General features: G+C 61.4%; 18 protein-coding genes. 10 read left to right on the forward strand and 8 right to left on the reverse strand.

Annotated elements, in window-relative coordinates; translation table 11 throughout:
- Positions 1-69: 69 nt before the first annotated feature.
- Entirely contained in the window at positions 70-834 is a 765-nt protein-coding gene (locus tag BFP92_RS13580; RefSeq protein ID WP_017134778.1) for a GntR family transcriptional regulator, read from the reverse strand.
- Between the two features lie 214 nt (positions 835-1,048).
- Between BFP92_RS13580 and BFP92_RS13585 the strand changes: the two genes are divergently transcribed.
- The gene (locus BFP92_RS13585) at positions 1,049-2,239 is read left to right on the forward strand and encodes a benzoate/H(+) symporter BenE family transporter (RefSeq protein ID WP_017134777.1); all 1,191 of its coding nucleotides are present in this window, start codon (positions 1,049-1,051) and stop codon (positions 2,237-2,239) included.
- 36 nt (positions 2,240-2,275) lie between these two features.
- Here BFP92_RS13585 and BFP92_RS13590 read toward each other — a convergent pair whose 3' ends face one another.
- On the reverse strand, positions 2,276-2,620 hold the full coding sequence (locus BFP92_RS13590; protein WP_017134776.1) for a YggL family protein: 345 nt from the start codon (positions 2,618-2,620) through the stop codon (positions 2,276-2,278).
- 236 nt (positions 2,621-2,856) lie between these two features.
- Here BFP92_RS13590 and dacB point away from each other — a divergent pair, with 236 nt between their 5' ends.
- Positions 2,857-4,317: a D-alanyl-D-alanine carboxypeptidase/D-alanyl-D-alanine endopeptidase gene (dacB, locus tag BFP92_RS13595; protein ID WP_065929868.1), complete on the forward strand. Its 1,461-nt coding sequence runs from the start codon at positions 2,857-2,859 to the stop codon at positions 4,315-4,317.
- A gap of 20 nt (positions 4,318-4,337) precedes the next feature.
- Here dacB and BFP92_RS13600 read toward each other — a convergent pair whose 3' ends face one another.
- Both BFP92_RS13600 and rlmKL read right to left on the reverse strand, forming a co-directional pair.
- Positions 4,338-6,722 carry a sensor domain-containing diguanylate cyclase gene (locus BFP92_RS13600; protein ID WP_065929869.1) on the reverse strand — a complete coding sequence of 795 codons (2,385 nt, stop codon included), beginning with the start codon at positions 6,720-6,722 and terminating at the stop codon, positions 4,338-4,340.
- 151 nt (positions 6,723-6,873) lie between these two features.
- Positions 6,874-9,138, reverse strand: a complete 2,265-nt coding sequence (rlmKL, locus tag BFP92_RS13605) for a bifunctional 23S rRNA (guanine(2069)-N(7))-methyltransferase RlmK/23S rRNA (guanine(2445)-N(2))-methyltransferase RlmL (protein WP_056861554.1) — start codon at positions 9,136-9,138, stop codon at positions 6,874-6,876.
- Positions 9,139-9,670: 532 nt separating this feature from the next.
- On the opposite strand from rlmKL, the gene BFP92_RS30430 reads away from it, so the two are divergent.
- The gene (locus BFP92_RS30430) at positions 9,671-9,886 is read left to right on the forward strand and encodes a ribosome modulation factor (protein ID WP_002553055.1); all 216 of its coding nucleotides are present in this window, start codon (positions 9,671-9,673) and stop codon (positions 9,884-9,886) included.
- 136 nt (positions 9,887-10,022) lie between these two features.
- On the opposite strand, the gene BFP92_RS13610 is transcribed toward BFP92_RS30430, so the two are convergent.
- The 4 genes from BFP92_RS13610 to sctC form a co-directional block, all read right to left on the reverse strand.
- Complete coding sequence (locus tag BFP92_RS13610; RefSeq protein ID WP_065929870.1) at positions 10,023-11,042, reverse strand: quinone-dependent dihydroorotate dehydrogenase; 1,020 nt, start codon at positions 11,040-11,042, stop codon at positions 10,023-10,025.
- Between the two features lie 85 nt (positions 11,043-11,127).
- Entirely contained in the window at positions 11,128-11,583 is a 456-nt protein-coding gene (locus BFP92_RS13615; RefSeq protein WP_279627592.1) for a transglycosylase SLT domain-containing protein, read from the reverse strand.
- Positions 11,576-11,965 carry a winged helix-turn-helix domain-containing protein gene (locus BFP92_RS13620; RefSeq protein ID WP_065929871.1) on the reverse strand — a complete coding sequence of 130 codons (390 nt, stop codon included), beginning with the start codon at positions 11,963-11,965 and terminating at the stop codon, positions 11,576-11,578. Before BFP92_RS13620 ends, BFP92_RS13615 begins: the two co-directional genes overlap by 8 nt.
- Positions 11,966-12,170: 205 nt before the next feature.
- Positions 12,171-13,628 (reverse strand): type III secretion system outer membrane ring subunit SctC, encoded by a 1,458-nt coding sequence (gene sctC / locus BFP92_RS13625; protein ID WP_065929872.1) that lies wholly within the window; start codon positions 13,626-13,628, stop codon positions 12,171-12,173.
- A gap of 301 nt (positions 13,629-13,929) precedes the next feature.
- Between sctC and BFP92_RS13630 the strand changes: the two genes are divergently transcribed.
- The 7 genes from BFP92_RS13630 to BFP92_RS13660 all read left to right on the forward strand — a co-directional run bounded on the left by BFP92_RS13630 (position 13,930) and on the right by BFP92_RS13660 (position 24,517).
- Positions 13,930-15,156: a CmpA/NrtA family ABC transporter substrate-binding protein gene (locus BFP92_RS13630; RefSeq protein WP_065929873.1), complete on the forward strand. Its 1,227-nt coding sequence runs from the start codon at positions 13,930-13,932 to the stop codon at positions 15,154-15,156.
- A gap of 13 nt (positions 15,157-15,169) precedes the next feature.
- Positions 15,170-15,745, forward strand: coding sequence for an ANTAR domain-containing response regulator (locus BFP92_RS13635; protein ID WP_065929874.1), 576 nt, complete (start codon positions 15,170-15,172; stop codon positions 15,743-15,745).
- Between the two features lie 183 nt (positions 15,746-15,928).
- Entirely contained in the window at positions 15,929-17,140 is a 1,212-nt protein-coding gene (locus BFP92_RS13640; protein WP_065929875.1) for a nitrate/nitrite transporter, read from the forward strand.
- Positions 17,140-18,810, forward strand: coding sequence for a bifunctional protein-serine/threonine kinase/phosphatase (locus BFP92_RS13645; RefSeq protein WP_065929876.1), 1,671 nt, complete (start codon positions 17,140-17,142; stop codon positions 18,808-18,810). The genes BFP92_RS13640 and BFP92_RS13645 overlap by 1 nt, the downstream gene beginning before the upstream one ends.
- A gap of 231 nt (positions 18,811-19,041) precedes the next feature.
- Positions 19,042-21,495, forward strand: coding sequence for a nitrite reductase large subunit NirB (gene nirB, locus BFP92_RS13650; RefSeq protein WP_065929877.1), 2,454 nt, complete (start codon positions 19,042-19,044; stop codon positions 21,493-21,495).
- Positions 21,492-21,809 carry a nitrite reductase small subunit NirD gene (nirD, locus tag BFP92_RS13655; protein ID WP_017134764.1) on the forward strand — a complete coding sequence of 106 codons (318 nt, stop codon included), beginning with the start codon at positions 21,492-21,494 and terminating at the stop codon, positions 21,807-21,809. Before nirB ends, nirD begins: the two co-directional genes overlap by 4 nt.
- Positions 21,809-24,517 carry a nitrate reductase gene (locus tag BFP92_RS13660; protein WP_065929878.1) on the forward strand — a complete coding sequence of 903 codons (2,709 nt, stop codon included), beginning with the start codon at positions 21,809-21,811 and terminating at the stop codon, positions 24,515-24,517. Before nirD ends, BFP92_RS13660 begins: the two co-directional genes overlap by 1 nt.
- Positions 24,518-24,523: the final 6 nt, after the last annotated feature.

Genomic DNA, 24,523 nt, shown 5'->3' on the forward strand with positions numbered 1-24,523 from the left:
AATGTGGGAGCTGGCTTGTGTGGGAGCTGGCCAGCTCCCACACTTTTAGTCCCAGGCGAACCTGGAAAATTACAGTTTGACTGAAGAACGCCCTGGCTTCTTGGTCTGCAACAAATGCGAGAACACCGCGTGCAAATCATCCGACGCGCTTTCCTCGTCGAGGTTGAGCTTGCTGTCGATGTGATCCATGTGATGCATCATCAAATTCACCGCCAGGGTCGCGTCGCGTGCTTCGATCGCGTCGATCAACTGGGTGTGCTCATCGTAGGAACAGTGCGAGCGGTTGCCGCTTTCGTACTGGGCGATGATCAACGAGGTTTGCGACACCAGGCTGCGCTGGAAACTGATCAGCGGCGCATTCTTCGCGGCTTCGGCGAGCTTCAAGTGGAATTCGCCGGAGAGGCGGATACCGGCACCACGATCACCCCGTGAGAAGCTGTCGCGCTCATCGTTGACCATCTGGCGCAGTTCGGCCAATTGCTCGGCCGTGGCGTGCTGCACCGCAAGCTCAGTGATCGCCCGCTCCACCAGCCGCCGGGCGAGAAATACCTGACGGGCTTCTTCGACACTCGGGCTTGCCACCACCGCACCGCGATTGGGCCGCAGCAGTACCACACCTTCATGGGCCAGGCGCGAGAGCGCGCGGCGGATGATGGTGCGGCTGACGCCGAAGATTTCGCCCAGTGCTTCTTCACTCAATTTGGTACCGGGCGCCAGGCGTTGTTCGAGGATCGCCTCGAAGATATGCGCGTAGACGATATCGTCCTGGGTTCCGCTGCGACCGGCCTTGCCGGCTCGCGGTTGTTTCTTGAGAGGTTGCAACTGTTCGTTCATGGGCACTCGGGTTTGGAGAACGGCGGCGAATTAACGGTAATACGTCAACAGCGTGTTGCTGGCAAGTATCACCTAAAAACAGGGCACATTGTACACAACCCAATGCGCCAACACACTGTACGGCTATTTGTGGTGGCGGCTGTATTGCAATGAGTGGTTACGTTTGAGTTTAGGCTTGAATTCGCTTTTTCCCAGGTAAAAGGAACACCTCTCCATGACCGACGCCACCCAAGCGCCTTTGCGCCCCTTGGCCGACACTTCTGCGTCGGCCGTCGTCGCCGGCTTCATCGCCATGATGACCGGCTACACCAGCTCCCTGGTGCTGATGTTCCAGGCCGGCCAGGCCGCCGGCTTGACCACCGCGCAGATTTCTTCGTGGATCTGGGCGATCTCTATCGGCATGGCGGTGTGCAGCATCGGCCTGTCGTTGCGCTATCGCACGCCGATCACCATTGCCTGGTCTACGCCCGGCGCCGCGCTGCTGATCACCAGCCTGGGCGGCGTGAGCTACGGCGAGGCCATCGGCGCGTATATCACTTGCGCCGTGCTGGTGACGCTGTGCGGGCTGACCGGCAGCTTTGAAAAACTGGTCAAGCGCATTCCCGCCTCGTTGGCGGCGGCGCTGCTGGCGGGGATTCTGTTCAAGATCGGCAGCGAGATTTTCGTCGCCGCGCAACATCGCACCGGGTTGGTGCTGGGGATGTTTTTCACCTATCTGATCATCAAGCGCTTGTCGCCGCGTTATGCCGTGCTGGCCGCGCTGGTCATCGGCACCCTGTTGTCGGGGCTGATGGGCTTGCTGGATTTCAGCGGTTTTCACCTGGAAGTGGCCACACCGGTGTGGACCACGCCGCACTTCTCGCTGGCCGCGACCATCAGCATCGGCATCCCGTTGTTCGTGGTGGCGATGACCTCGCAGAACATGCCCGGCGTTGCCGTGCTGCGCGCCGACGGCTACACCGTGCCCGCCTCGCCCCTGATCACCGCCACCGGCCTGGCCTCGCTGGTACTGGCGCCGTTCGGCTCCCACGGCATCAACCTGGCCGCGATCAGCGCGGCGATCTGCACCGGGCCACACGCCCATGAAGACCGCAACAAGCGCTACACCGCTGCCGTGTGGTGCGGGGTGTTCTACGGGATTGCCGGGGTGTTCGGCGCAACCTTGGCGGCGTTGTTCGCTGCACTGCCCAAGGAACTGGTGCTGTCGATTGCGGCCCTGGCGCTGTTTGGCTCGATCATCAACGGCTTGAGTATCGCCATGAATGAGCCCAAGGAACGGGAAGCGGCGCTGATCACCTTTATGGTCACCGCGTCTGGCTTGACGCTGTTTTCCATCGGCTCGGCGTTCTGGGGGATTGTGGCGGGGGTGTTGACGCTGCTGATTCTGAATTGGCGCAAGGCATAAAAAAACGGCGACCCTAAGGTCGCCGTTTTTTTAGTATCACTTAGCCGCGTTGATCGGCTTTTCCGGATACCACACGTCCAGCAGTGGGCTGACTTCAGCGCTTTTCAGCTCGCTGCGGCCTTTGAGCCAGCTTTCAACAGCTGCACGTTGCTCTTCGTTGACCGAGCCACGCTTCTGCAGGCAAACCAGACCGAAGTCATCGCCGCCGACATAGCCCAGACCGTTGGCTTCCATGGCTTCTTTGATGAATGCTTCGAGGAAAGCATCGGTAGCTTCTTCACTCAGGTCTTCTTTGAAGTCCAGGTTCAGTTCGAAACCCAGCTCTTGAAATTCATCAACGCACAGTTTTTTGCGCAGACGCTGGGAACGGTTAGTCGCCATTGGAACAATCCTCATAAGTAATAACGGCCGGCACTTTAGCAGTTTAAGCCGACCTTTGCCCGACTCTATGGGACGGGCGGGCATTGGTCTGCAAAAAAACCCGAAATACCCGCTATCGTTCAGCTACAACTGGATGCACCTTGGGGCATAATGCCGACACTTTCGTGACCAATGAGGGATTTTCTTCCATACCCCTCACCTTTTTCACCCTTCTCAGCAGTAGGGTTTTATTCCTTATGATCAACTCTTTTCGTTCAGTACTCCTTGCCGGTTTTCTTCTACCACTGGCCTTTTCCGTCACCGCCGCGCCGATCAACAACACCCTGCCGCCGAATGTTCAGCAGGCACTGCAGAAAGCCAAAATACCCAATACTTCGCTGTCGCTGGTGATGCTGCCCCTCACCGGGCCTGGCACGCCGACCGTGTTCAACGCGGATGTTTCGGTAAACCCGGCCTCCACCATGAAGCTGGTCACCACCTACGCAGCCCTGGAAATGCTCGGCCCCAACCATCAATGGAAGACCGAGTTCTACACCGACGGCACCCTCAGCGGTGGCGTGTTGCGCGGCAACCTCTACCTCAAGGGCGGCGGCGACCCCAAGCTGAATATGGAAAAACTCTGGCTGTTGATGCGTGACCTGCGCGCCAATGGCGTGCAGCAAGTCACCGGCGACCTGGTGCTGGACCGCAGCTTCTTCAACCAGCCGCAATTGCCTGAATTCAATGACGACGGTAACGACGAGAACAAGCCGTTCCTGGTCAAGCCGGACGCCCTGCTGGTCAACCTCAAGGCCCTGCGCTTTGTTACCCGCAATGACTCGGGCCGGGTGATCGTGTCGGTCGAGCCGCCGATTGCGAGTATCCGCATCGACAACCAGGTCAAAGTCTCCAACGCCAAGCAATGCACCGGGGACGTGCGCTACAGCCCGGTCACCGCCGCCGATGGCAGCGTCACCGTGACGGTCAGCGGCCAGTTGGGCGATGGCTGCAGCTCCCAGACTTACCTGTCGCTGCTCGACCACGCCACCTACACCGCCGGCGCCGTGCGTGCGATCTGGCAGGAGTTGGGCGGCACCATCCAGGGCCGTGATATCCAGGCGCCGGTGCCCAAAGACGCTAAAGTGCTGGCCCGTGCGTTCTCGCCGGACCTGGCGGAAATCATCCGCGACATCAACAAATACAGTAACAACACCATGGCCCAGCAGTTGTTCCTGAGCCTGGGCGCGCAGTTCCGTAACGACGCCGATGGCGATGATGCCAAGGCTGCGCAACGTGTGGTGCGCCAGTGGCTGGCGAAAAAAGGCATCACCGCGCCGCACCTGGTGATGGAGAACGGCTCCGGCCTGTCCCGCGCCGAACGCGTCAGCGCCCGCGAAATGGCGGCCATGCTGCAAGCGGCGTGGAAAGGCCCGTACTCGGCGGAATACATCAGTTCGCTGCCGATTGCCGGCACCGACGGCACCATGCGCAAACGCCTGAAAACCACGGCCCTGCGCGGTGAGGCTCACGTCAAGACCGGCACCTTGAACACCGTGCGCGCCATTGCCGGGTTCAGCCGCGATAACAACGGCAACACCTGGGTGGTGGTGGCAATCCTCAACGACTCGAAGCCATGGGGTGCTTCGTCGGTGCTCGATCAGGTGCTGCTGGATTTGTATCGCCAGCCGAAGCTGACAGCCGCAGCGCCAGTGCTCTAAAGGCCACACAGCGCCCACCTTCAGACGCGCAAGCGTTCGGCTTCCACCCGGTCGCGGCCCGCTTGCTTGGCCACATACACCGCCGAGTCTGCGCGCAGCAGCAGCCCGTCAATCCCTTCATTGATCCGCCAGCTGGCCACACCAAAGCTGGCGGTCACCACGCCCACCACCTCCATCGGTTCGGTGCGCAGCGACTGCCACAACTCCATCGCCAGGCAATAAGCCTGCTCGGCATCGGTATGCGGGCACAGCACCACAAACTCTTCACCGCCCAAACGACAAAACACATCCGTGCGGCGCAGGCGCTGGCCGATGCGTTTGCACACTTCCTGCAACACCCCATCGCCCACCGCATGCCCGTGCTGATCATTGATGCGTTTGAAGTGATCAATATCGAGCATGATCAACGACAATGCGCCCGTGGTTCGGTTGCGCCGGAGCATCTCGGCCTTGAGGCGATCCTGAAAATAACGGCGGTTATGAATGCCCGTCAGCGAGTCGGTAATCGACAGCGCGCGCAGCTCCTCTTCGACCCGCTTCAGATCGGAGATATCCGACACGTAGCCATGCCACAACGTGCCACCGCCGGTTAACTCCTCCGGCGTGGCTTCGCCGCGAATCCAGCGCAGGCCGCGTTGCGGCAACACCACCCGATACTCTTCGCGCCAATGGCTCAACTGCAGCGCCGACAGCCGGATCGACAGGCGCACCCGTTCCACGTCTTGCGGATGAATGCGTTCGAACACCTTGTCCGCGTTTTGCTGCAATACGCCCGTGTCGATTTCATAGATATCGCGCATACCATCGCTGGCATAGATGAAACGCCCTTTCCCCTTGGGTTCAAGGGTGAACTGAAAGATCCCGCCAGGCACGTGGGCACTGAGTTTTTTCAGTAGACGGTCGCGCGCGGCCAACGCCTCGTAGGCGCGTTTTTGTTCGGTCACATCCAGGTAGATCGCCAAGTGCCCGATCCACAGGCCGTAGTCGTCCAGCAACACGGTGGTGAGCATATTCACCGTCAGGTAGCTGCCATTCTCACGCAATAATGTCCACTCGCGCGCCTCGTGCAGGTTGTCCGGGCTTTCCACCAGCATCGCCTGGCTCGCCGGAATACGCTTGCCCAGGGCCACACTTAAACTGGCCGCGCGCGCTTCGAGTTCATGGGCCAGATGCAGGCCTTCCAGAGTCAGTCGCCCCACCACCGCCTCGGCCTTGAACCCGAGCATTTTCTCGGCACCGGCATTGAAGGTGTTGATCACACCCCGCAGGTCAGTGGCAATGATCGCAACATGGGTGGCGGCGTTCAGCACACTGCGCAATTGCCCGTGGGCGGCGCGAAGCTCCTGCTCACGCAGGTGCAACTGCTGTGTGCGTTGTTCCACCAGCTTGAGCGCACGCTGGCGCTGGCTGACCAACACATACAGCAACGCACTGAGCAGCAGGCTGAGGAGCACGCCCATGGCCAGGAGGGTGTGCATCGAGGAGTGATTGGCCTGGTCGAACACCTGGCTGGCGCGAATGCTCAAGGCATACACATGGTCGCCGAGGGTGAGGCGGCGCGTGGCGACCAGGCCGCTGTCGCCCACCGCGTTGCTGGACGCGTACAGCACACGTTGCTGGGTGTCGGAGGTGTCGACGATCTGCATCACCAGGTTGTCGCGGCCGGGCTTGGGCAAACCATCGGCGACCAGTTGGCGCATGCTGATCACTGCCATCACATAACCATAGGGCTCGGTGTCGGCGGGTTTGTTCACGGGCGCCACCAGCAAAACGCCGGCAGCATAAGCCGGTTCTACGCCCACCAACTGCATGGGCTGGGACACCGCAGGCCGGCCGCTGCTTTGCACCCGCTCAAGCACCGAACGGCGCAGGGGCTGGGCCAACAGGTCGAACCCCAAGGGTGACCCCAGCAAGCTTTGGGTCTGGCTGTACAACACCGGCACATACTCGTCGCGCTCGGGTGCAGGCGCCAGTTCACCCGCAGCGTTCAACTCTCGAATGGCGAAAGGTGTACCCCGCTGACGCGAGATGTCCTGTTCAAAAGCACTGCGTTGTTCGCGAAATATACGCGGCGCCCAGGCATAGGCGCGGGCGCGCAGAAGCAAAGGCTTGGCGAAACCATCGAACTCGGCGCGGGACACGTCACTGGAATTGACGAAGAAACGCTGCAGGCTGGCCAGGCGTTGCTCCTGGTCTTCGAAACGCTCCTGAAGGCGGGTGTAGCGCTCGTTGACCAACAACTGGAAACGCTGGCGCACTTGCTGCTGGTAGAGGTCGGCGGTCGCCCAGGCGACGATGACCGTCAGCGCCCCACCTGCCAATAACACCACCAATGCCACCAGCCAAGCCGACGCCTGCTCACTGATAAAGCCTAGTATTTTCGGGCGAACGGCTTGCATCGGCATAGGCAACACTCACAACGCCAGCGTGCGGGGGGTGTCACTTTGGCTAGGCGTTAAGTTATAGCCATGAGGCCGGCGTTTGACCAGTGCAAAAAAGCCGCAAGCCCGGAATAGTCCGGGCTTGCGGCTTTTTGGTGCAGCTTGAGTGTGGCAATCAGCGCGCGGTGATTTTCCACGCCCGGTGAATCTTCGCGTTACGTGCGAAATCCGGGTCCAGGGTCTTGTCGCTGATTTCCTCGACCGCGTAGCGCTCGCTGAGGTTGTCCTCCAGCACGAACTTGCGGAAGTTGTTCGAGAAGTACAGCACGCCGCCGGGCGCCAGGCGCGCCATGGCCAGGTCGAGCAACTGCACGTGGTCACGCTGCACGTCGAAGATGCCTTCCATGCGCTTGGAGTTGGAGAAGGTCGGCGGGTCGATGAAGATCAGGTCGAACTCATCACGGCTGGCCTCCAGCCAGGCCATCACATCACCCTGCTCCAGGCGGTTCTTGTCAGAGAAACCGTTAAGGGAGAAGTTGCGACGTGCCCAGTCCAGGTAAGTCTTGGACAAGTCGACGCTGGTGGTGCTGCGCGCGCCGCCCTTGGCTGCGTGCACACTCGCGGTGGCGGTGTAGCAATACAGGTTGAGGAAACGCTTGCCGGCCGCTTCCTTCTGGATGCGCATGCGCATCGGGCGGTGGTCGAGGAACAGGCCGGTGTCCAGGTAGTCGGTGAGGTTGACCAGCAGCTTCACGCCGCCTTCGCTGACCTCGGTGAACTTGCCTTGGGCGCTTTGACGTTCGTACTGTTTGGTGCCGCTCTGACGTTCGCGACGCTTGACCACCACGCGGCTCTTGTCGACGTTCAGCGCCTGGGGAATCGCAGCCAGCGCATCGAACATACGCGCAGAAGCTTTTTCCGGGTCGATGGATTTGGGCGCGGCATATTCCTGCACATGCACCCAATCGTGGTACAGGTCGATGGCCATGGAGTATTCCGGCATATCGGCGTCGTACACACGGTAGCAGTCCACGCCTTCGCGCTTGGCCCATTTGCCCAACTGCTTGAGGTTCTTTTGCAGGCGGTTGGCGAACATCTGCCCGCCTTCGCTGAGGCGCGCCTGCTCAACCACCGGGGCTGGAGCCGGCTTGATCGGGTTGCCGTTCTTGTTGTACTGGCGCTCGACCGGCTCGGTCGGGGCCTGATCGTAAGCCGCTTGCTCACGCTCGGCCTGACGCTGTTCCGGAGTGCGGCGCTCGCCAGTGACGAACTGGTCGGGGTTGACCTTGATCAGCAGCAACTTGCACGGCAACGCGCCGTTCCAGAACGAATACTGTTTGTGGCTGCGGATGCCCATGCGCTTGCCCAGGTCCGGCGCGCCGGTGAACACTGCGGCTTCCCAGCCCATGCACGCCTGGCGCAGACGCTCACCAAGGTTCTGGTAGAGGTACAACAGGCTGGCTTCGTCACCCAGGCGCTCGCCGTAGGGCGGGTTGCAGATCACCAGGCCTTTCTGGTTCTGGTCCGGGCGCGGCTCGAAAGTGCCGACTTCGCCCTGGTACACCTTGATCCAGTGGCTTAAGCCTGCGCGTTCGATGTTGTTACGCGCGGGTTGGATCAGGCGCGGGTCGGCTTCGTAGCCACGTACCCACAATGGCGGTTTGTTCATGCCGATGGCGGCACGCTCGGTGGCCTCGGTGTGCAGCTTCTTCCACAGCGCCGGCACGTGACCGAGCCAGGTGGTGAAGCCCCACAGTTCACGATTCAGGTTGGGCGCCATGTCGGCGGCGATCATTGCGCCTTCCACCAGGAAGGTGCCCACGCCACACATCGGGTCCGTCAGCGCGCCACCTTCGGCCGCAATGCGCGGCCAGCCGGCGCGGATCAGGATCGCGGCGGCCAGGTTTTCCTTCAACGGTGCGGCGCCCTGCTGCAGACGATAACCGCGCTGGTGCAGGCTGTGGCCGGACAGGTCAAGGGAAAGGATGGCTTCGCCACGGTCCAGGCGCAGGTGAATGCGCAGGTCCGGGTTGATCTTGTCGATGGACGGACGTTCGCCGGTCGGGGTGCGCAACTTATCGACAATCGCATCCTTGACCTTCAGCGCGCCGAAGTGGGTGTTGTCGATGCCCGAGCCGTGGCCACTGAATTCAACGGCCAGGGTGCCGTCCGGAACCATGTGGTCGGCCCATTCGATATCCAGCACGCCGTGGTAGAGGTCTTCGGCGTCCTTCATCGGGAAGCGCTTGAGTACCAGCAGCACGCGGTTGGCCAGGCGCGACCAGAGGCACAGGCGGTAGGCGGTTTCCATGTCGGCCATGCCGCGCACGGCCGAGGTGTGCTCGCGCGCGTCTTCAAGGCCAAGCCCGACGGCTTCCTCGATCAGCAGGCCTTCGAGGCCCTTGGGGCAGGTGAGGAAGAGTTCAAAACGGTCCGACATGGGGCATTCCAGGCTTTTCAGCAATAAATGAACGGGCGACGCATCGCCGGCTCGGTTTTCAATCAAGCACTTTTCTTGAAGAGTGCTCGCGTGGCACGAATGTGCCGTTCCACCCCGGCTGCCGGGCGTTTGAGCCTTTATTGCCGGGGCAGATAAATAAATCATCGCAACAAAAAGAAATATTCCGACCCTTCGTCGAATAATAACCGACTGCAACGGGCGGGCATTCTCACTAAAGGATTAAACCCATCCTCTATGCAGGGCACATCATAGCTGGGTTTGCCTATTAAATGGGGCGAAAAGCCATCCCAGCTTATGGCTATAGCATCGTTATCGTTACGTGCTTATGACAAAACGATCATTGAATCCATGTGACCTATTGGTTAGAACTCAACACAGGTTGGCGCCGTAACGACGCCGACACATAGGCTCGCCACGCCGGCAGCGAGCCCACCAACGGCAGGAAAACCCTGCCCGGCCCCACGCGGGGCCGAAGGATATCTAGACAGTCAACAAGTGAGGGAAACACCCTATGAGAAGACTTAAGCGTGATCCGTTGGAAAGAGCATTTTTACGCGGATATCAATATGGCGTTCATGGTAAATCCCGTGAGCTTTGCCCATTTACTCTACCGTCGGTACGCCAAGCCTGGATCAACGGCTGGCGAGAAGGACGCGGCGACAACTGGGACGGTATGACTGGCACTGCGGGAATCCACAGACTCAACGAACTTCACGCCGTCGGCTGACACGGGGCACTTAATCCGACAACCACCTTGAAGATTTTGTAACGACTTAACCACGCACGTCCTATCCGGGCGGCGGGCTTCGGCCCAGGGGGCTCCTTTTGGAGCCCTTTTTAATGCGCGGAAATTGGCTGATCTATCAGCGCAACGCCGCGATGGCATCCACCGACTCGCGAATCAACGCCGGGCCTTTGTAGATGAAGCCGGAATAGAGTTGCACCAGGCTTGCGCCGGCAGCGATTTTCTCGGCTGCGTGCTTGCCTTCGGTAATCCCGCCCACGGCGATAATCGGCAAACGCCCCGCCAGCTCGGCCGCCAGCACCTTGACGATATGGGTACTCTGGTCCCGTACCGGGGCGCCCGACAGGCCGCCCGCTTCGTCACCATGGGCCAGCCCTTCAACGCCGACGCGGCTTAAGGTGGTGTTGGTAGCGATCACCGCATCCATGCCCGAATCCACCAGGGCCTGGGCAACCAGCACGGTTTCTTCATCGCTCATGTCCGGGGCAATCTTGATCGCCAACGGCACACGCTTGCCATGGCGCACGGCCAGGTCTTCCTGGCGCTGGCGCAAGGCTTCGAGCAATTGCTTGAGAGAATCGCCAAACTGCAGACTGCGCAGGCCTGGCGTGTTGGGCGAACTGACGTTGACCGTGACATAGCTGGCGTGGGCGTAGACCTTGTCCAGGCAGATCAGGTAATCATCCACAGCGCGCTCGACCGGCGTGTCGAAGTTCTTGCCGATATTGATGCCGAGAATGCCGTTGTATTTCGCGGCTTGAACCCGCGACAGCAAGTGATCAACACCCAGGTTGTTGAAGCCCATGCGGTTGATGATTGCTTCGGCTTCGGGCAAACGGAAGATACGTGGCTTCGGGTTGCCCGGCTGCGGACGGGGCGTCACGGTGCCGATCTCGACAAAACCGAACCCTAATTGCGCAAAACCATCGATGGCCGCGCCGTTCTTGTCCAGGCCGGCAGCCAGCCCGACCGGGTTGGGGAAATCGAGCCCCATCACCGACACCGGCATTTTTGCCGGCGCCTTGCATACCAGGCCATTGAGCCCCAGGCGGCCACCGGCACCGATCAGGTCCAGGGACAGATCGTGGGAGGTTTCCGGGGAAAGTTTGAACAACAGCTGGCGGGCCAGGGTATACATGGGCGGGCTAGACTCGGATGGCGGCGAAAGGTGGCGCGATTATAGCCGGGGTGGCACGCCGGGTGCGAGGCGTGCCGCCCAATCATCACGGGCGCTGTGCAACCAACGCCTCATACTGCGCCCAGATTTTTTCGGCATACCGCAGGCGCAATGCCTCGCGCCCAGGTGCCGGCCCGGCATTATAGGAACCCACGGCTGTCCAGTTGTAACCGAAGCGCTGGATGAAGTCGGCCAGGATCGAAGCGCCCACTTCGACCGATAAACAAGGGTCGCTCAGCAACCTTTCTTCGGTAATCCCCTGCTTGGCCAGACGCGGCAAGTGCATGCTATTGATTTGCATCAGGCCTATATCCCGCGAGCCATCACTATTGCTTTGGTTCATCGCGCCGCCGCGTGCGCCCGACTCCACGACAGCGATGGCCTGCAACAGCTCCGGCTCGATGTCGTAGCGACGGGCAACGTCATCCCAGCAACTGGCCCAGGCCTGATGACTGCCCATCAGCAGGCTCAACAGCACGCCCTTGCCCAGACGTCTAATCACGTTGCACCTGGCCACAGGCCGAACAGACGCGCTGCACGCGCCCCGCCCCTGGGTGGTGCCGGACGGTGACGGCACAGGTAAAGCGATAACCCCTGCCGTATATGGTCTTGATAAAGCCCTTGTCTTTCCTCAAGTGCTTGCGCAATTCGTAGATACAACGGGTGAGTGACTCCTCCGCGACTTCGCCACGGGACCAGGCCTGCTCAAGTAAACGATCCTTGGTCATCAGCACACCATCGGATGCCAGCAGCAACCGCAGTACCTGCCACTCCTTGGGCGGCAGCTGAATATCCACACCCTCGCCCGTCAAACGGCCATCTGCCTGCAGGGTCCACCCGGCAAAAAACCATGCGGCCGTCAGCCCTTCATCCACGAGGGTCATATTCACCTCTGCACCTGACTACTGACATTGAATTCCTTGTTTCCAGAAACGGCCGATACGCCAACCCCGCGACTATAAAAAGCTGGCAGCAGAACAACGTTAGGAAAAACCCTATGAAATCGAAGCTTTCGGCGGGAAGTGCGTAGGACTTTTCTCGACTATCGGCAGCCAAGGCCCGTCAAAACGTTGATAGGCGCTCAAAGGGTTAGTTGCTGTCAGGGACTTCGGGGGCTTCGCGCACGAATGCGCGTTGCACGCGCGCATGCTGGCTTTGTGTCAGTGGCGGGGGCCCAACGGCACCGGCCAACATCCGTGGTTCGCCGCCAACCGCTCGGGCCTGGATCACAAATAGACGGACTTCGGCTCGTCGGCCTTGACTCGCGTCGCCCTCACGAGGAAAACCACCCAGCCACAGGCGCCTGCCTTGGGGCACCCGCACCACCGTACTGATGCCTACTCGCCCCACTGCCCCCGCCGAATCGGGCTTGTGTACGCTGCCCAGTTGACGGCCATCTTCAAGGACCAACTGCATTTCAATCTGATTGGCTGCGGCAAAGCGGGGTAGCACACTGGCTTTGGTGCCATACCCCACCGGCCGCCAATCGCCACTGTCGGCGCCGGGCCTGGGCAGGTAAAAAGTATGGTTGTCCTGGAAAACCGCCGGCACATTCTCCTGGGTGAGGATCACCGGGAATGCAGTGACCCGGGCCTTGCGCCGACGCTCCAGCACACCCAGTTGTGCCATTAAACGGCTGTCATCCAAAGGTTCCAATACGCGTGTCACGGCGGCCCCGAAGCTGGTTTCCTGCGCCCAGGCCGCGCCCATCTTGTCAAATGCTCGGCGGTCGACATCAATCTGCCACAGCGCTACTTCGATCGGCCGCTTGGGCTTGTCCAGTTCCGCCACCAGCTCTTCGATCGCCTTGACCTGATCAGGCTTGCCCTTGATCAATAAACTGTTGGAGTCAGGATAAGCCATCACCAAAAGGCTCTTGTCAGCGAGCAGGCCTGGGGGGCGCTGCGTGGCATCCTGCTGTTCGATGGCCAGCAGGTTTTCAATAATCGTGGCCATTCCCGGCACATTGACCTGCTCGTCGCCCATGACGTACTGACGGTCGGCCACGTGAGTATTGAACACCTGAACCACCCCGAAAGCCTGCTTGCCCACCCGTACTTCGGAGCGCGGCCTGTCCATCAGTTGAGCCAGGTGCAGCACCTGATCCACATAGTTGGGGGGCCCGGACACATAGAACGTGCGCGCACCGCTTTCCCTGAGGGGATAACGTGATTCATCCAGCCCCGAGCGGCGCATGAACCCGCGCAATCGCTCGACCGGAATGTGCCGCAGCGACACCGCCGAGCCTTTCGCTTCGCCCGCGCCATACACGTACAGCACCAGCCCATCGCTGTACCAGATCAGGCCCTGTTGCTCGGCCACGGTCATCAGCGTGTGCTGCGCAGCCTCCAGATCGAAAGTGCCCGTGAGGCGTTTACGCGCCACTTCACGGCTGACGACAACCGGCAACCCCAGGGGCAACGACAACGCGGTAAAAAAGGTATGCAGGCTTTCATCCCGCGCCTGATAGCTCTGCCCCCAGGCGGAAACATTGGCCCACAGCACTGCACAGCACAGCAGCCAGCGGCATAGCCGTGGGTAACTCATCGGTGGTCGCTCTTGATGCTCGTGCATGATGATCGCGGAATCGAAAGACACCGTCGGGGTTCCTGGCAGTCTGGCGCAAAGAAGCGGCCATACTGAAAGGCACTCGAGTTTCAATCTTGATGGAAAGGTGACGACAGCCCACGCCCGTCTACCCGTGGCATGTGCCTTGCTATGAACTCTGCATCAGAGCCCGCACCAACGTCGGAGCAGGCTTACAGACAAAGGCGTCGTTACCCGGCAATGGCTTGCACTGCCATGCGAAGGAGCGATGCTTTTTTTTTGACAGAAAAGGTAGGTGTTGATGAACGACTCGGTCGGCAACAGCCCGGTGAACACCCCACTGGCGTGGGTCAACGGCAGTGACGCCCCGGAAAAGAGCAGCCTGGACCTGGGCTTCATGGCACTCACCGACTGCGCTTCGCTGGTGGTCGCCGCCACCCAGGGGTTTGCCCAACCTTACGGGTTGACGCTTAACCTCAAGCGCCAATCATCCTGGGCCGGCCTGCGTGACAAACTGGTCAGCGGTGAACTGGACGCCGCCCACAGCCTGTATGGGTTGATCTATGCCGTGCACCTGGGCATCGGCGGGGTAGCGCCCACCGATATGGCGGTGCTGATGGGCCTCAACCAGAACGGCCAGAGCATCAACCTGTCCCACGGCCTGCAACAGCAGGGCGTGACCACTCCTGAGGCACTCGACCGCCATGTGCACCAAAGCCGGACAAAGCTGACGTTCGCACAGACATTTCCCACCGGCACCCACGCCATGTGGCTGTATTACTGGCTGGCGAGCCAAGGCATTCACCCTTTGCAAGATGTCGACAGTGTGGTGGTGCCGCCGCCGCAGATGATCGCGCACCTGCAAGCCGGGCGCATTGACGGTTTTTGTGTCGGGGAGCCCTGGTGCGCCAGTGCAGTCAAGCAAAACCAGGGGTTCACCCTGGCCACTACCCAGTCGATCTGGCCGAACCATCCAGAAAAAGTGCTCGGCTGCACCCAGGCATTCGTCGATCAATACCCGAACACCGCCCGCGTACTGGTCATGGCGATCCTCGAGGCCAGCCGTTTCATCGAACAAAGCCAGGAAAACCGCCGCTCCACCGCACAACTGCTCAGCGCCCGCGAGTACCTCGATGCGCCGCTCGACTGCATCGAACCGCGCCTGCTGGGAGCTTATGACGACGGCCTCGGCAGCCAGTGGCAAGACCCGCACGCCCTACGCTTTTTTGCCGATGGCGAAGTGAACCTGCCCTACCTCTGCGATGGCATGTGGTTCATGACTCAGTTTCGCCGCTGGGGCCTGCTGCGCGAAGACCCGGACTACCTGGGCGTGGCCCGCCAGGTGCAGCAACTGAACCTGTACCGCCAAGCCGCGGCTGCGGTTGGCGTCCCGGCCGGCGCCCCAGACATGCGCAGCAGCCAGTTGATCGACGGCAAAATCTGGGACGGCTCCGACCCCGCCGCCTACGCCCGCAGCTTCCGCCTGCATGCCCTGGCGGACCTTACCAGCCGCCAGGCACTGCGCTGACAGGACCACGACTATGTTACGAATCCTGTTGATCAACGACACCCCGCGCAAGGTCGGGCGCCTCAAAGCCGCCTTGACCGAAGCCGGTTTCGAGGTGATCGATGAGTCCGGCCTGACCATCGACCTGCCGGCGCGCGTCGAAACGGTGCGCCCGGACGTGATCCTGATCGATACCGAGTCACCTGGCCGCGATGTGATGGAGCAAGTGGTGCTGGTCAGCCGCGACCAGCCGCGCCCAATCGTGATGTTCACCGATGAGCACGACCCGAATGTGATGCGCCAGGCGATCCGGTCCGGGGTCAGCGCCTACATCGTCGAAGGCATTCAGGCCCAGCGCCTGCAGCCGATTCTCGACGTGGCCATGGCCCGCTTTGAAAGCGACCAGGCCTTGCGCGCCCAGCTCCAGGCCCGCGACCAACAGTTGGCCGAGCGCAAACGCATCGAGTTGGCCAAGGGCATGCTGATGAAAATGAAGCACTGCAATGAGGACGAGGCCTACACCCTGATGCGCCGCCAGGCCATGAGCCGCCAGCAGAAACTGATCCAGGTGGCCGAGCAGATCATCGCCATGAGCGAACTGCTCGGCTGAACTGGCGCAGCTCTTGCTAAGCATTCAACACAGGTAGCCAACGGCGGTTGCCCCTTCTACGACAAAGACGTCGCCCATCCGGTTTGCACTCGCGAACTCGATGGCGGCGTTTTTTTTCGTTTTGGCCCCGGCGAATGGGGCCAACAGGCCTTCTGACAAGACCCCCAACCGTTGAGGTGCGTGATGAAATCAAGCTTCTGGAAATCCGGGCACACCCCGACCCTGTTTGCCGCGTTCCTGTATTTCGACCTGAGCTTCATGGTCTGGTACCTGCTGGGGCCACTGGCGGTGCAGATTGCCGCCGACCTGCACCTGACCACCCAGCAACGCGGCCTGGTAGTGGCCACGCCGATTCTGGCGGGTGCGGTGCTGCGCTTTTTGATGGGCATGCTGGCCGACAAGCTGTCGCCCAAGACCGCCGGGCTGATCGGCCAGGTGATTGTGATTGCCGCCCTGTTCGGCGCCTGGAAACTCGGCATCCATAGCTACGAACAAGCCCTGTTGCTGGGCGTGTTCCTGGGCATGGCCGGTGCCTCCTTTGCCGTTGCGCTGCCGTTGGCCTCCCAGTGGTACCCCGCCGAGCACCAAGGCAAAGCCATGGGTATCGCCGGCGCCGGCAACTCCGGCACCGTGTTTGCCGCATTGCTGGCGCCGGTGCTGGCCGCCGCATTTGGCTGGAGCAATGTGTTCGGCTTCGCGCTGATCCCACTGGTGCTGACGCTGATCGTGTTCGCCTGGTTGGCGCGCAATGCGCCCGAGCGCCCGAACGCCAAATCCATGGCCGACTACTTCAAGGCCCTGGGCGACCGCGACAGCTGGTGGTTCATGTTCTTCTACAGCGTGACGTTCGGCGGCTTTATCGGCCTGGCCAGCGCCCTGCCCGGCTACTTCAACGATCAATACGGGCTGAGCCCGGTGACCGCCGGTTACTACACCGCCGCCTGTGTATTTGGCGGCAGCCTGATGCGCCCATTGGGCGGCGCGCTGGCCGACCGCTTCGGCGGAATCCGCACCCTGCTCGGCATGTATGGCGTGGCAGCGATCTGCATCGCCGCCGTGGGTTTCAACCTGCCCAGTTCCTACGCCGCACTGGCGCTTTTCGTCTGCACCATGCTCGGCCTTGGCGCAGGTAATGGTGCGGTGTTCCAGCTGGTGCCCCAGCGTTTTCGCCGCGAGATCGGCGTGATGACCGGCCTGATCGGCATGGCGGGCGGCATCGGCGGCTTTGCCCTGGCGGCAGGCATGGGCGCAATCAAACAAAGCACCGGCAGTTATCAGCTGGCCTTGTGGTTGTTTGCCAGCCTGGGCGTGTTGGCTTGGTTCGGCCTGCACGGCGTCAAGCGTCGCTGGAGAACGACGTGGGGCTCGGCCGCCGTGACCGCCGCACGCGTCTGATGAGCCTGCAACTGAGCGTTGCCCAGGCCAGCGCCATCGGCCCGCGCGCACAAAACCAGGACGCTCTGCGGGTGGTCACGCCCATGCCGGAACTGGCCGCGAGCAAGGGTTACCTGTGCGCCATCGCCGATGGTGTCAGCCAATGCGCCGACGGTGGCCTGGCCGCCCGTTCGACCTTGCAGGCGCTGGCCCTGGACTACTACGCCACGCCGCAAACCTGGGGCGTGGCCCAGGCCCTGGAGCGCTTGTTACTGGCGCAGAACCGCTGGTTGCAGGCCAACGGCGGTGGCCAGCCGCTGCTGACCACCCTCAGCGCCCTGGTCTTTCGCGGCCAACGCTTCACCCTGGCGCATGTGGGTGATTGCCGGGTGTATCGCTGGCTGGATGGCGAGTTGCAGCGCATCACGCAAGACCATGTGTGGGAGCAACCGGGCATGCAGCACGTGCTCAAGCGCGCCCTCGGCCTGGATCAACACCTGGTATTGGATTTTCTCGACGGTGAACTGCGCGAAGGCGAGTGCTTCCTGCTGCTCAGCGATGGCGTGTGGGCCACGTTGGGCGACCACAGCATCAGCGCGATCCTGCGCGAACAACCCGATCTCGACGCGGCGGTGAACACCCTAGTGAATGCCGCGCACCTGGCCGCCAGCCAGGACAATGCCAGCGCGCTGCTGGTGCGTATCGACCAGCTCGGCGCCGCGACCCTGGGCGATGCGCTGGTGCAGTTGCAGCAATGGCCGCTGCCACCGCCCCTGAAGCCCGGGCAACGCTTTGAAGGCTGGCAGGTTGAAAGCCTGCTGGCGCAAAGCCGACAGTCATTGCTGTACCGCGTGCGCGATGCCCAGCAGCAACCTTGGCTGTTGAAAACCTTGCCGCTCAACCGCGACGATGACACCGATGCCGGCCAAGCCTTGCTGTCGGAAGAATGGTTTCTGCGCCGAGTGGCGGGCCGCGCATTTCCTGAAGTGCATGCAGCCAGCGGGCGTCAGCATTTGTACTACGTGATGCGTGAATATTCGGGGCAGACCCTCGCCCAACTGTTCCAGCAACAAGGCCCGCTGCCCCTGGCGCAATGGCAGTCCATTGCCGAGCGTTTGCTGCGGGCAGTGGGCCTGCTGCATCGACGGCAGATCCTGCACCGTGACATCAAGCCGGAAAACCTGCTGCTGGGCGATGATGGCGAGTTGCGTGTGCTGGATTTCGGCCTGGCTTACTGCCCGGGGCTTTCCGAGGACCGCGCCCATTTGCTGCCTGGCACCCCGAGTTTTATCGCGCCCGAAGCCTTCAGTGGCGAACGTCCTACGCCGCAACAGGATTTATACAGTGTCGGTGTCACGCTCTATTACCTGCTCACCGGGCATTACCCCTACGGTGAAATCGAAGCCTTCCAACGGCCACGTTTCGCCCAGCCCGTCAGCGCCAGTCGTTACCGCCCCGATTTACCGGACTGGTTGCCGTTAAGCCTGGAACGCGCTGTGGCCGCACAGCCCGCAGAGCGCTATGAAACCGCCGAGGAATGGTTGCTGGTGCTGGAACAGGCCGACCGCCGTGAATTGAGCGTGCGACCCAAACCCTTGCTGGAGCGCGAGCCGCTCAAGGTCTGGCAAACCCTGGCGACCGTCTCGCTGCTGGTCAATCTGGTGCTGTTGTACTGGCTGCTGCACCACTAGGGGGCGATTTCCCACACAGTAACGATGGCCATCCCAATAAAACGGGCGCCTGGCGACTTGGCACAACCGCTGCATTAGCTTCACCAACAACTCACATATAGCCGCCCCTTCAACGTCGAAGGGTCGAGCTTCCCGAGAGAACGGGACCGGACAAAGGTGTCCTCGCCAGGTAACTGGTGGGGGCGCCTTTTTTGTTTGCGCACGATTTGTCGAGCCATTGCGGAGAACGACATGAAAAAACTCAAATTGGTGATGATCGGCAACGGCATGGCCGGGGTTCGCACCCTTGAAGAATTGCTCAAGCTGAGCAGCGACCTGTACGACATCACGGTGTTCGGCGCCGAGCCCCACACCAACTACAACCGCATCCTGCTGTCACCGGTGCTGGCCGGCGAGCAGACCTTCGAAGAGATCGTGCTCAACGACCTCGACTGGTACCTGGACAACCACATCAAGCTGTTGCTAAACCGCAAAGTGGTGCAGATCGACCGCGTAAGACGCATCGTCATCGCTGAGGACGGCAGTGAGGCCGAGTACGATCGCCTGTTGATTGCCACCGGCTCGACGCCGTTTATCCTGCCAATCCCCGGCAATACCTTGCAGGGTGTGATCGGCTACCGCGATATCGCCGACACCCAGGCCATGATCGACACCGCCAAAACCCACAAGCACGCGGTGGTCATCGGCGGTGGCCTGCTCGGCCTGGAAGCCGCCAACGGCCTGATGTTGCGCGGCATGCACGTGACCGTGGTGCACATCGGCGAATGGCTGCTGGAGCGCCAGCTGGACAAGACCAGCGGCCAGTTGCTGCAAACCGAACTGGAAAGCCGTGGCCTGGTGTTTCGCCTGTGCGAGCAAACCCAGGCCCTGCATGACGCCGGCAATGGTCGCGTCGGCTCGGTGCAGTTCAAGAATGGCGACATCATCCCCGCCGACCTGGTGGTGATGGCCGCCGGCATCCGCCCCAACACCGAACTGGCAGAGAAATCCGGCATCCCCTGCAACCGCGGGATTCTGGTCAATGACACGCTGCAAACCTACGACCCGCGCATCTATGCCATCGGCGAGTGCGCCAGCCACCGTGGGATCGCTTACGGCCTGGTGGCGCCGCTGTTTGAACAGGCCAAGGTCTGCGCCAATCACCTGGCCCAACTGGGCTTTGCCACTTACAAAGGCTCGGTGACCTCGACCAAGCTGAAGGTCACCGGCATCGACCTGTTTTCCGCCGGGGATTTCATGGGTGGCGAAGGCACTGAGACCATCACCCTCTCCGACCCGATTGGCGGCGTGTACAAGAAGCTGGTGATCAAGGACGACATCCTGGTCGGCGCGTGCCTGTACGGCGATACCGCCGACGGTGGTTGGTATTTCCGCCAGATCCGCGAGAACCACGCAATTGGCGAGATACGTGATCACCTGATGTTTGGCGAAAATGCTTTAGGCGATGTCGGCCACCAAGGCCAGGACAAAGCCATGAGCATGGCCGACAACGCCGAAGTCTGCGGCTGCAACGGCGTGTGCAAAGGCACCATCGTCAAGGCGATCCAGGAACACGGATTGTTCAGTGTCGATGACGTCAAAAAACACACCAAGGCCGCCAGCTCATGCGGCTCCTGCGCGGGGTTGGTGGAACAGATTTTGATCAACACCGTGGGCGGCGCCGCCGACGTCAAACCCAAAAGCGAAAAAGCCATCTGCGGCTGCAGCGACCTCAATCACGGGCAAATCCGTCAGGCCATCCGCGACCAGCACCTGCTGACCATCGCCGGCACCATGAGCTACCTGAACTGGCGCACCCCCAACGGCTGCGCCACCTGCCGCCCGGCCCTGAACTACTACCTGATCTCCACCTGGCCCGGCGAGGCCAAGGACGACCCGCAATCGCGCCTGATCAACGAACGCGCCCACGCCAATATTCAGAAAGACGGCACCTACTCCGTAGTCCCGCGGATGTGGGGCGGTGTGACCAATCCGTCGGAGCTGCGGCGCATTGCCGACGTGGCCGACAAGTACAACGTGCCGATGGTCAAGGTCACCGGCGGCCAGCGCATCGATCTGCTGGGGATCAAGAAACAGGATTTGCCCGGTGTGTGGAAGGACCTCGACATGCCCTCCGGCCACGCCTATGGCAAATCCATCCGCACCGTGAAGACCTGCGTGGGCAGCGAGTTCTGCCGCTTCGGCACGCAGAACTCCACACAGCTGGGCATCGAGCTGGAGCACGACCTGTTCAACATGTGGTCGCCCCACAAGGTCAAGCTGGCGGTGTCCGGGTGCCCACGCAACTGCTCGGAAGCGGGCATCAAGGACGTCGGCATTATCGGCGTCGACTCCGGCTGGGAGATGTACATCGGCGGCAACGGCGGGATCAAAACTGAAGTCGCGGAGTTCTTCGTCAAGCTCAAAACTGCCGAGGAAGTGCGCGAATACAACGGCGCCTTCCTACAGTTGTACCGCGAAGAAGCCTTCTACCTGGAACGCACCGTGCACTACCTGCAGCGGGTGGGCATGGAGCACATCAAAAAAGCCGTACTGGAAGACCCGGCCCGGCGCCAAGCCCTCAACGAACGCCTGCAATTCTCGCTGTCATTCGAACAAGACCCGTGGAAAGAACGCCTGGAACAGCCGCTGCTGAAAAAGGAATTCGAAGTCATCCCCGTCAAGCAGTTGGAGGTGTCGCTATGAACTGGCTGGATATCTGCGCCCTCGATGAGATCAACGCCCTGGGCTCACGCATCATCAATGGGCCAAAAGGCGATATTGCGATTTTTCGTACCAGTGACGATGAGGTTTTCGCACTCGATGACCGCTGCCCCCACAAAGGCGGGCCGCTGTCCCAAGGCTTGATCTACGGCAAACGCGTGGCCTGCCCGCTGCACAACTGGCAGATCGACCTGGCGTCAGGCGAAGCTCAGGCGCCGGACATCGGCTGCGCCCATCATCACCCCGCCCGAGTGGAAAACGGCCGGGTGATGCTGGCCCTGCGGGACGCCGGTTGATGAACCGCCAGACCACCGCGTCCACCTGCTGTTATTGCGGGGTGGGTTGCGGCGTGCTGATTGAGCATCACGGCACGCAGATCCTGGGTGTGCAAGGCGACCCGAGCCACCCGGCAAACTTTGGCAAGTTGTGCAGCAAGGGCGCCAGCCTGCACTTGACCGGCGACCTGGAGGCCCGCGCCTTGTACCCGGAACTGCGCCTGGGCAAAGGCCTGGCCCGTGCCCGCACCGACTGGAACAGCGCCCTGGACCACGCGGCCAATGTGTTCGCCGACACCCTTGCCGAACATGGGCCGGACAGTGTGGCGTTTTACATCTCCGGCCAGTTGCTGACCGAGGACTACTACAGCTTCAACAAGCTGGCCCGCGCACTGGTGGGCACCAACAATATCGACAGCAATTCGCGGCTGTGCATGTCTTCGGCGGTGGTCGGCTACAAACGCAGCCTGGGTGCGGATGCGCCGCCATGCAGCTATGAGGACCTGGAGTCGAGTGACTGCGTGATGATCGTCGGTAGCAATATGGCCTACGCCCATCCGGTACTGTTCCGACGCCTTGAGGAAGCCAAGGCACGGCGTCCGCAAATGAAAGTGCTGGTGATCGACCCACGGCGCACGGATACCTGCGATTTGGCTGACTTGCACCTGGCGATCCTGCCGGGCACAGACGTGGCGCTGTTCCATGGGATCTTGCACCTGTTGCTGTGGGAAGACTGGATCGACCGCGACTTTATCCAGGCACATACCGATGGGTTGGTCGAGTTGAAGCGACTGGTGCATGACTACACGCCGCAGATGGTCACGCAGTTGTGCGGCATCAGCGTTGAGCAGTTGCGCCTGTGTGCAGAGTGGGTCGGCACCTCCAGCAGTTTTCTCTCGCTGTGGTGCATGGGGCTCAACCAGTCCACCGCCGGCAGTGCCAAAAACAGTGCGCTGATCAACCTGCACCTGGCCACCGGCACTATTGGTCGGCCGGGTTGCGGGCCGTTTTCCCTGACCGGCCAACCGAATGCCATGGGCGGGCGCGAAACCGGCAGTTTGTCGAACCTGCTGCCGGGGCATCGCGAGGCGGCCAACCCTGAACACAGGGCCGAAGTCGCGGCTTATTGGGGCGTCGAAACGTTGCCGGCGCCTACCGGGCTGACGGCTATCGAACTGTTCGAACAGATCCAGGCCGGCAAGATCAAAGCCGTGTGGATTGCCTGCACCAACCCCGCGCAATCCTTGCCGGACCAGAACAGCGTGCGTGCGGCATTAGCGGCCTGCCCATTCGTGGTATTGCAGGAAGCTTTTCGCACTACCGAAACCGCCGCCTACGCCGACCTGCTGTTACCCGCCGCCAGTTGGGGCGAAAAAGAAGGCACGGTGACCAATTCCGAACGGCGGATTTCCCACGTACGCCGCGCCATCGTCCCACCTGGGGAAGCACGACCGGACTGGGCGATTACCGTGGATTTCGCACAGCGCCTGGAGCAACGCTTGCGTCCAGGGTTGCCGAGCTTGTTCGCTTTCGAGCAGCCGGCGCAGATCTTTGATGAATACAAGGTGCTGACCCGCCACCGCGACCTCGACTTGTCGGGTATCAGCCATGCCCTGCTCGACCGGCTCGGCCCGCAGCAATGGCCATTTCCAGAGGGCGCACACGCTGGCACGCCGCGTCTGTACACCGAGGGTGTGTTCCCGACAGACAGCGGCCGCGCGCACTTTATCGCCGACCCTTACCGCGCCGCCAAAGAACAACGTGATGCCCGCTTCCCACTGACCCTGATCACCGGGCGCCTGCGCGATCAATGGCACGGCATGAGCCGCACCGGCACGGCCGCGCAATTGTTCGGGCATGTCAATGAAGCCTTGCTGAGCCTGCACCCGGATGAGTTGCGTCGGCATCGTTTCAAAGACGGCGATCTGGTCAGCCTGAAAAGCCGTCGCGCCAGTGTGATTGTCGCCGTCAGCAGTGATGACAGCGTGCGCCCAGGCCAGGCGTTCCTGCCCATGCATTGGGGCGATCGCTTTCTCAAGGGCGGTGTTAATGCCCTTACCCAGCCGGCGTTCGATCCCTTGTCGAAACAGCCCGAACTCAAACACAGCGGCGTGCGCCTGGAGGCCGTGCAACTACCGTGGCAGTTGTTCGCGTTGATCGAAGGAAACGTGCAGCAACACTTTGACGCGCTACGTCCGCTGTGTGAGGGCTTTGCCTACGTCAGCGTAAGCCTGGCCGGGCGTGAACGGCCGGCTCTTCTGCTGCGCGCAGCCCATACCGAAGCGCCCGACTTGCACCTGTTAACCCGTATCGACGAACTGCTGGGCCTCAATGACGGCCTGGTCATGGCCTATGACGATCCGCGCCGTTCGATTGGCAAGCGGGTAAAAATCGAAAAAGGCCGCATTACCGCACTGCGCCTGGCCGGCGAAACCCTGGCGCGACATTGGCTGCAGAGTTTGTGGCTGGAAGGCCGTGCCGACGATCAACTTCGGCGCTGGTTACTTGCGCCGCTCAGTGCACCCCCGGGAGGCGCAGCGGCCAGCAGCAAAATTGTGTGCAACTGCAAGAACGTCAGTGAAAGCGCGGTATGTGCCGGTATTGGCCGTGGCCTGGACCTGGCCGGGCTTAAACAGGAACTGGGGTGCGGCACGCAATGCGGCTCCTGCGTTCCGGAAATCAAACGTCTTTTGGCCAGCACATCGCTGCCAATCGCAATCAGTGTGTGAGGGGAT

This window comes from Pseudomonas sp. 58 R 3 (assembly GCF_900006605.1).
Lineage (GTDB): Bacteria > Pseudomonadota > Gammaproteobacteria > Pseudomonadales > Pseudomonadaceae > Aquipseudomonas > Aquipseudomonas salomonii.

Coding starts and splice junctions, on each gene's coding strand:
- BFP92_RS13585 (WP_017134777.1), top strand. CDS start 1,049: ATGACCGACGCCACCCAAGCGCCTTTGCGCCCCTTGGCCGACACTTCT.
- nirB (WP_065929877.1), top strand. CDS start 19,042: ATGAAAAAACTCAAATTGGTGATGATCGGCAACGGCATGGCCGGGGTT.
- BFP92_RS13640 (WP_065929875.1), top strand. CDS start 15,929: ATGAAATCAAGCTTCTGGAAATCCGGGCACACCCCGACCCTGTTTGCC.
- BFP92_RS13590 (WP_017134776.1), bottom strand. CDS start 2,620: ATGGCGACTAACCGTTCCCAGCGTCTGCGCAAAAAACTGTGCGTTGAT.
- nirD (WP_017134764.1), top strand. CDS start 21,492: ATGAACTGGCTGGATATCTGCGCCCTCGATGAGATCAACGCCCTGGGC.
- BFP92_RS13610 (WP_065929870.1), bottom strand. CDS start 11,042: ATGTATACCCTGGCCCGCCAGCTGTTGTTCAAACTTTCCCCGGAAACC.
- dacB (WP_065929868.1), top strand. CDS start 2,857: ATGATCAACTCTTTTCGTTCAGTACTCCTTGCCGGTTTTCTTCTACCA.
- BFP92_RS13645 (WP_065929876.1), top strand. CDS start 17,140: ATGAGCCTGCAACTGAGCGTTGCCCAGGCCAGCGCCATCGGCCCGCGC.
- BFP92_RS30430 (WP_002553055.1), top strand. CDS start 9,671: ATGAGAAGACTTAAGCGTGATCCGTTGGAAAGAGCATTTTTACGCGGA.
- BFP92_RS13620 (WP_065929871.1), bottom strand. CDS start 11,965: ATGACCCTCGTGGATGAAGGGCTGACGGCCGCATGGTTTTTTGCCGGG.
- sctC (WP_065929872.1), bottom strand. CDS start 13,628: ATGAGTTACCCACGGCTATGCCGCTGGCTGCTGTGCTGTGCAGTGCTG.
- rlmKL (WP_056861554.1), bottom strand. CDS start 9,138: ATGTCGGACCGTTTTGAACTCTTCCTCACCTGCCCCAAGGGCCTCGAA.
- BFP92_RS13600 (WP_065929869.1), bottom strand. CDS start 6,722: ATGCCGATGCAAGCCGTTCGCCCGAAAATACTAGGCTTTATCAGTGAG.
- BFP92_RS13635 (WP_065929874.1), top strand. CDS start 15,170: ATGTTACGAATCCTGTTGATCAACGACACCCCGCGCAAGGTCGGGCGC.
- BFP92_RS13630 (WP_065929873.1), top strand. CDS start 13,930: ATGAACGACTCGGTCGGCAACAGCCCGGTGAACACCCCACTGGCGTGG.
- BFP92_RS13660 (WP_065929878.1), top strand. CDS start 21,809: ATGAACCGCCAGACCACCGCGTCCACCTGCTGTTATTGCGGGGTGGGT.
- BFP92_RS13580 (WP_017134778.1), bottom strand. CDS start 834: ATGAACGAACAGTTGCAACCTCTCAAGAAACAACCGCGAGCCGGCAAG.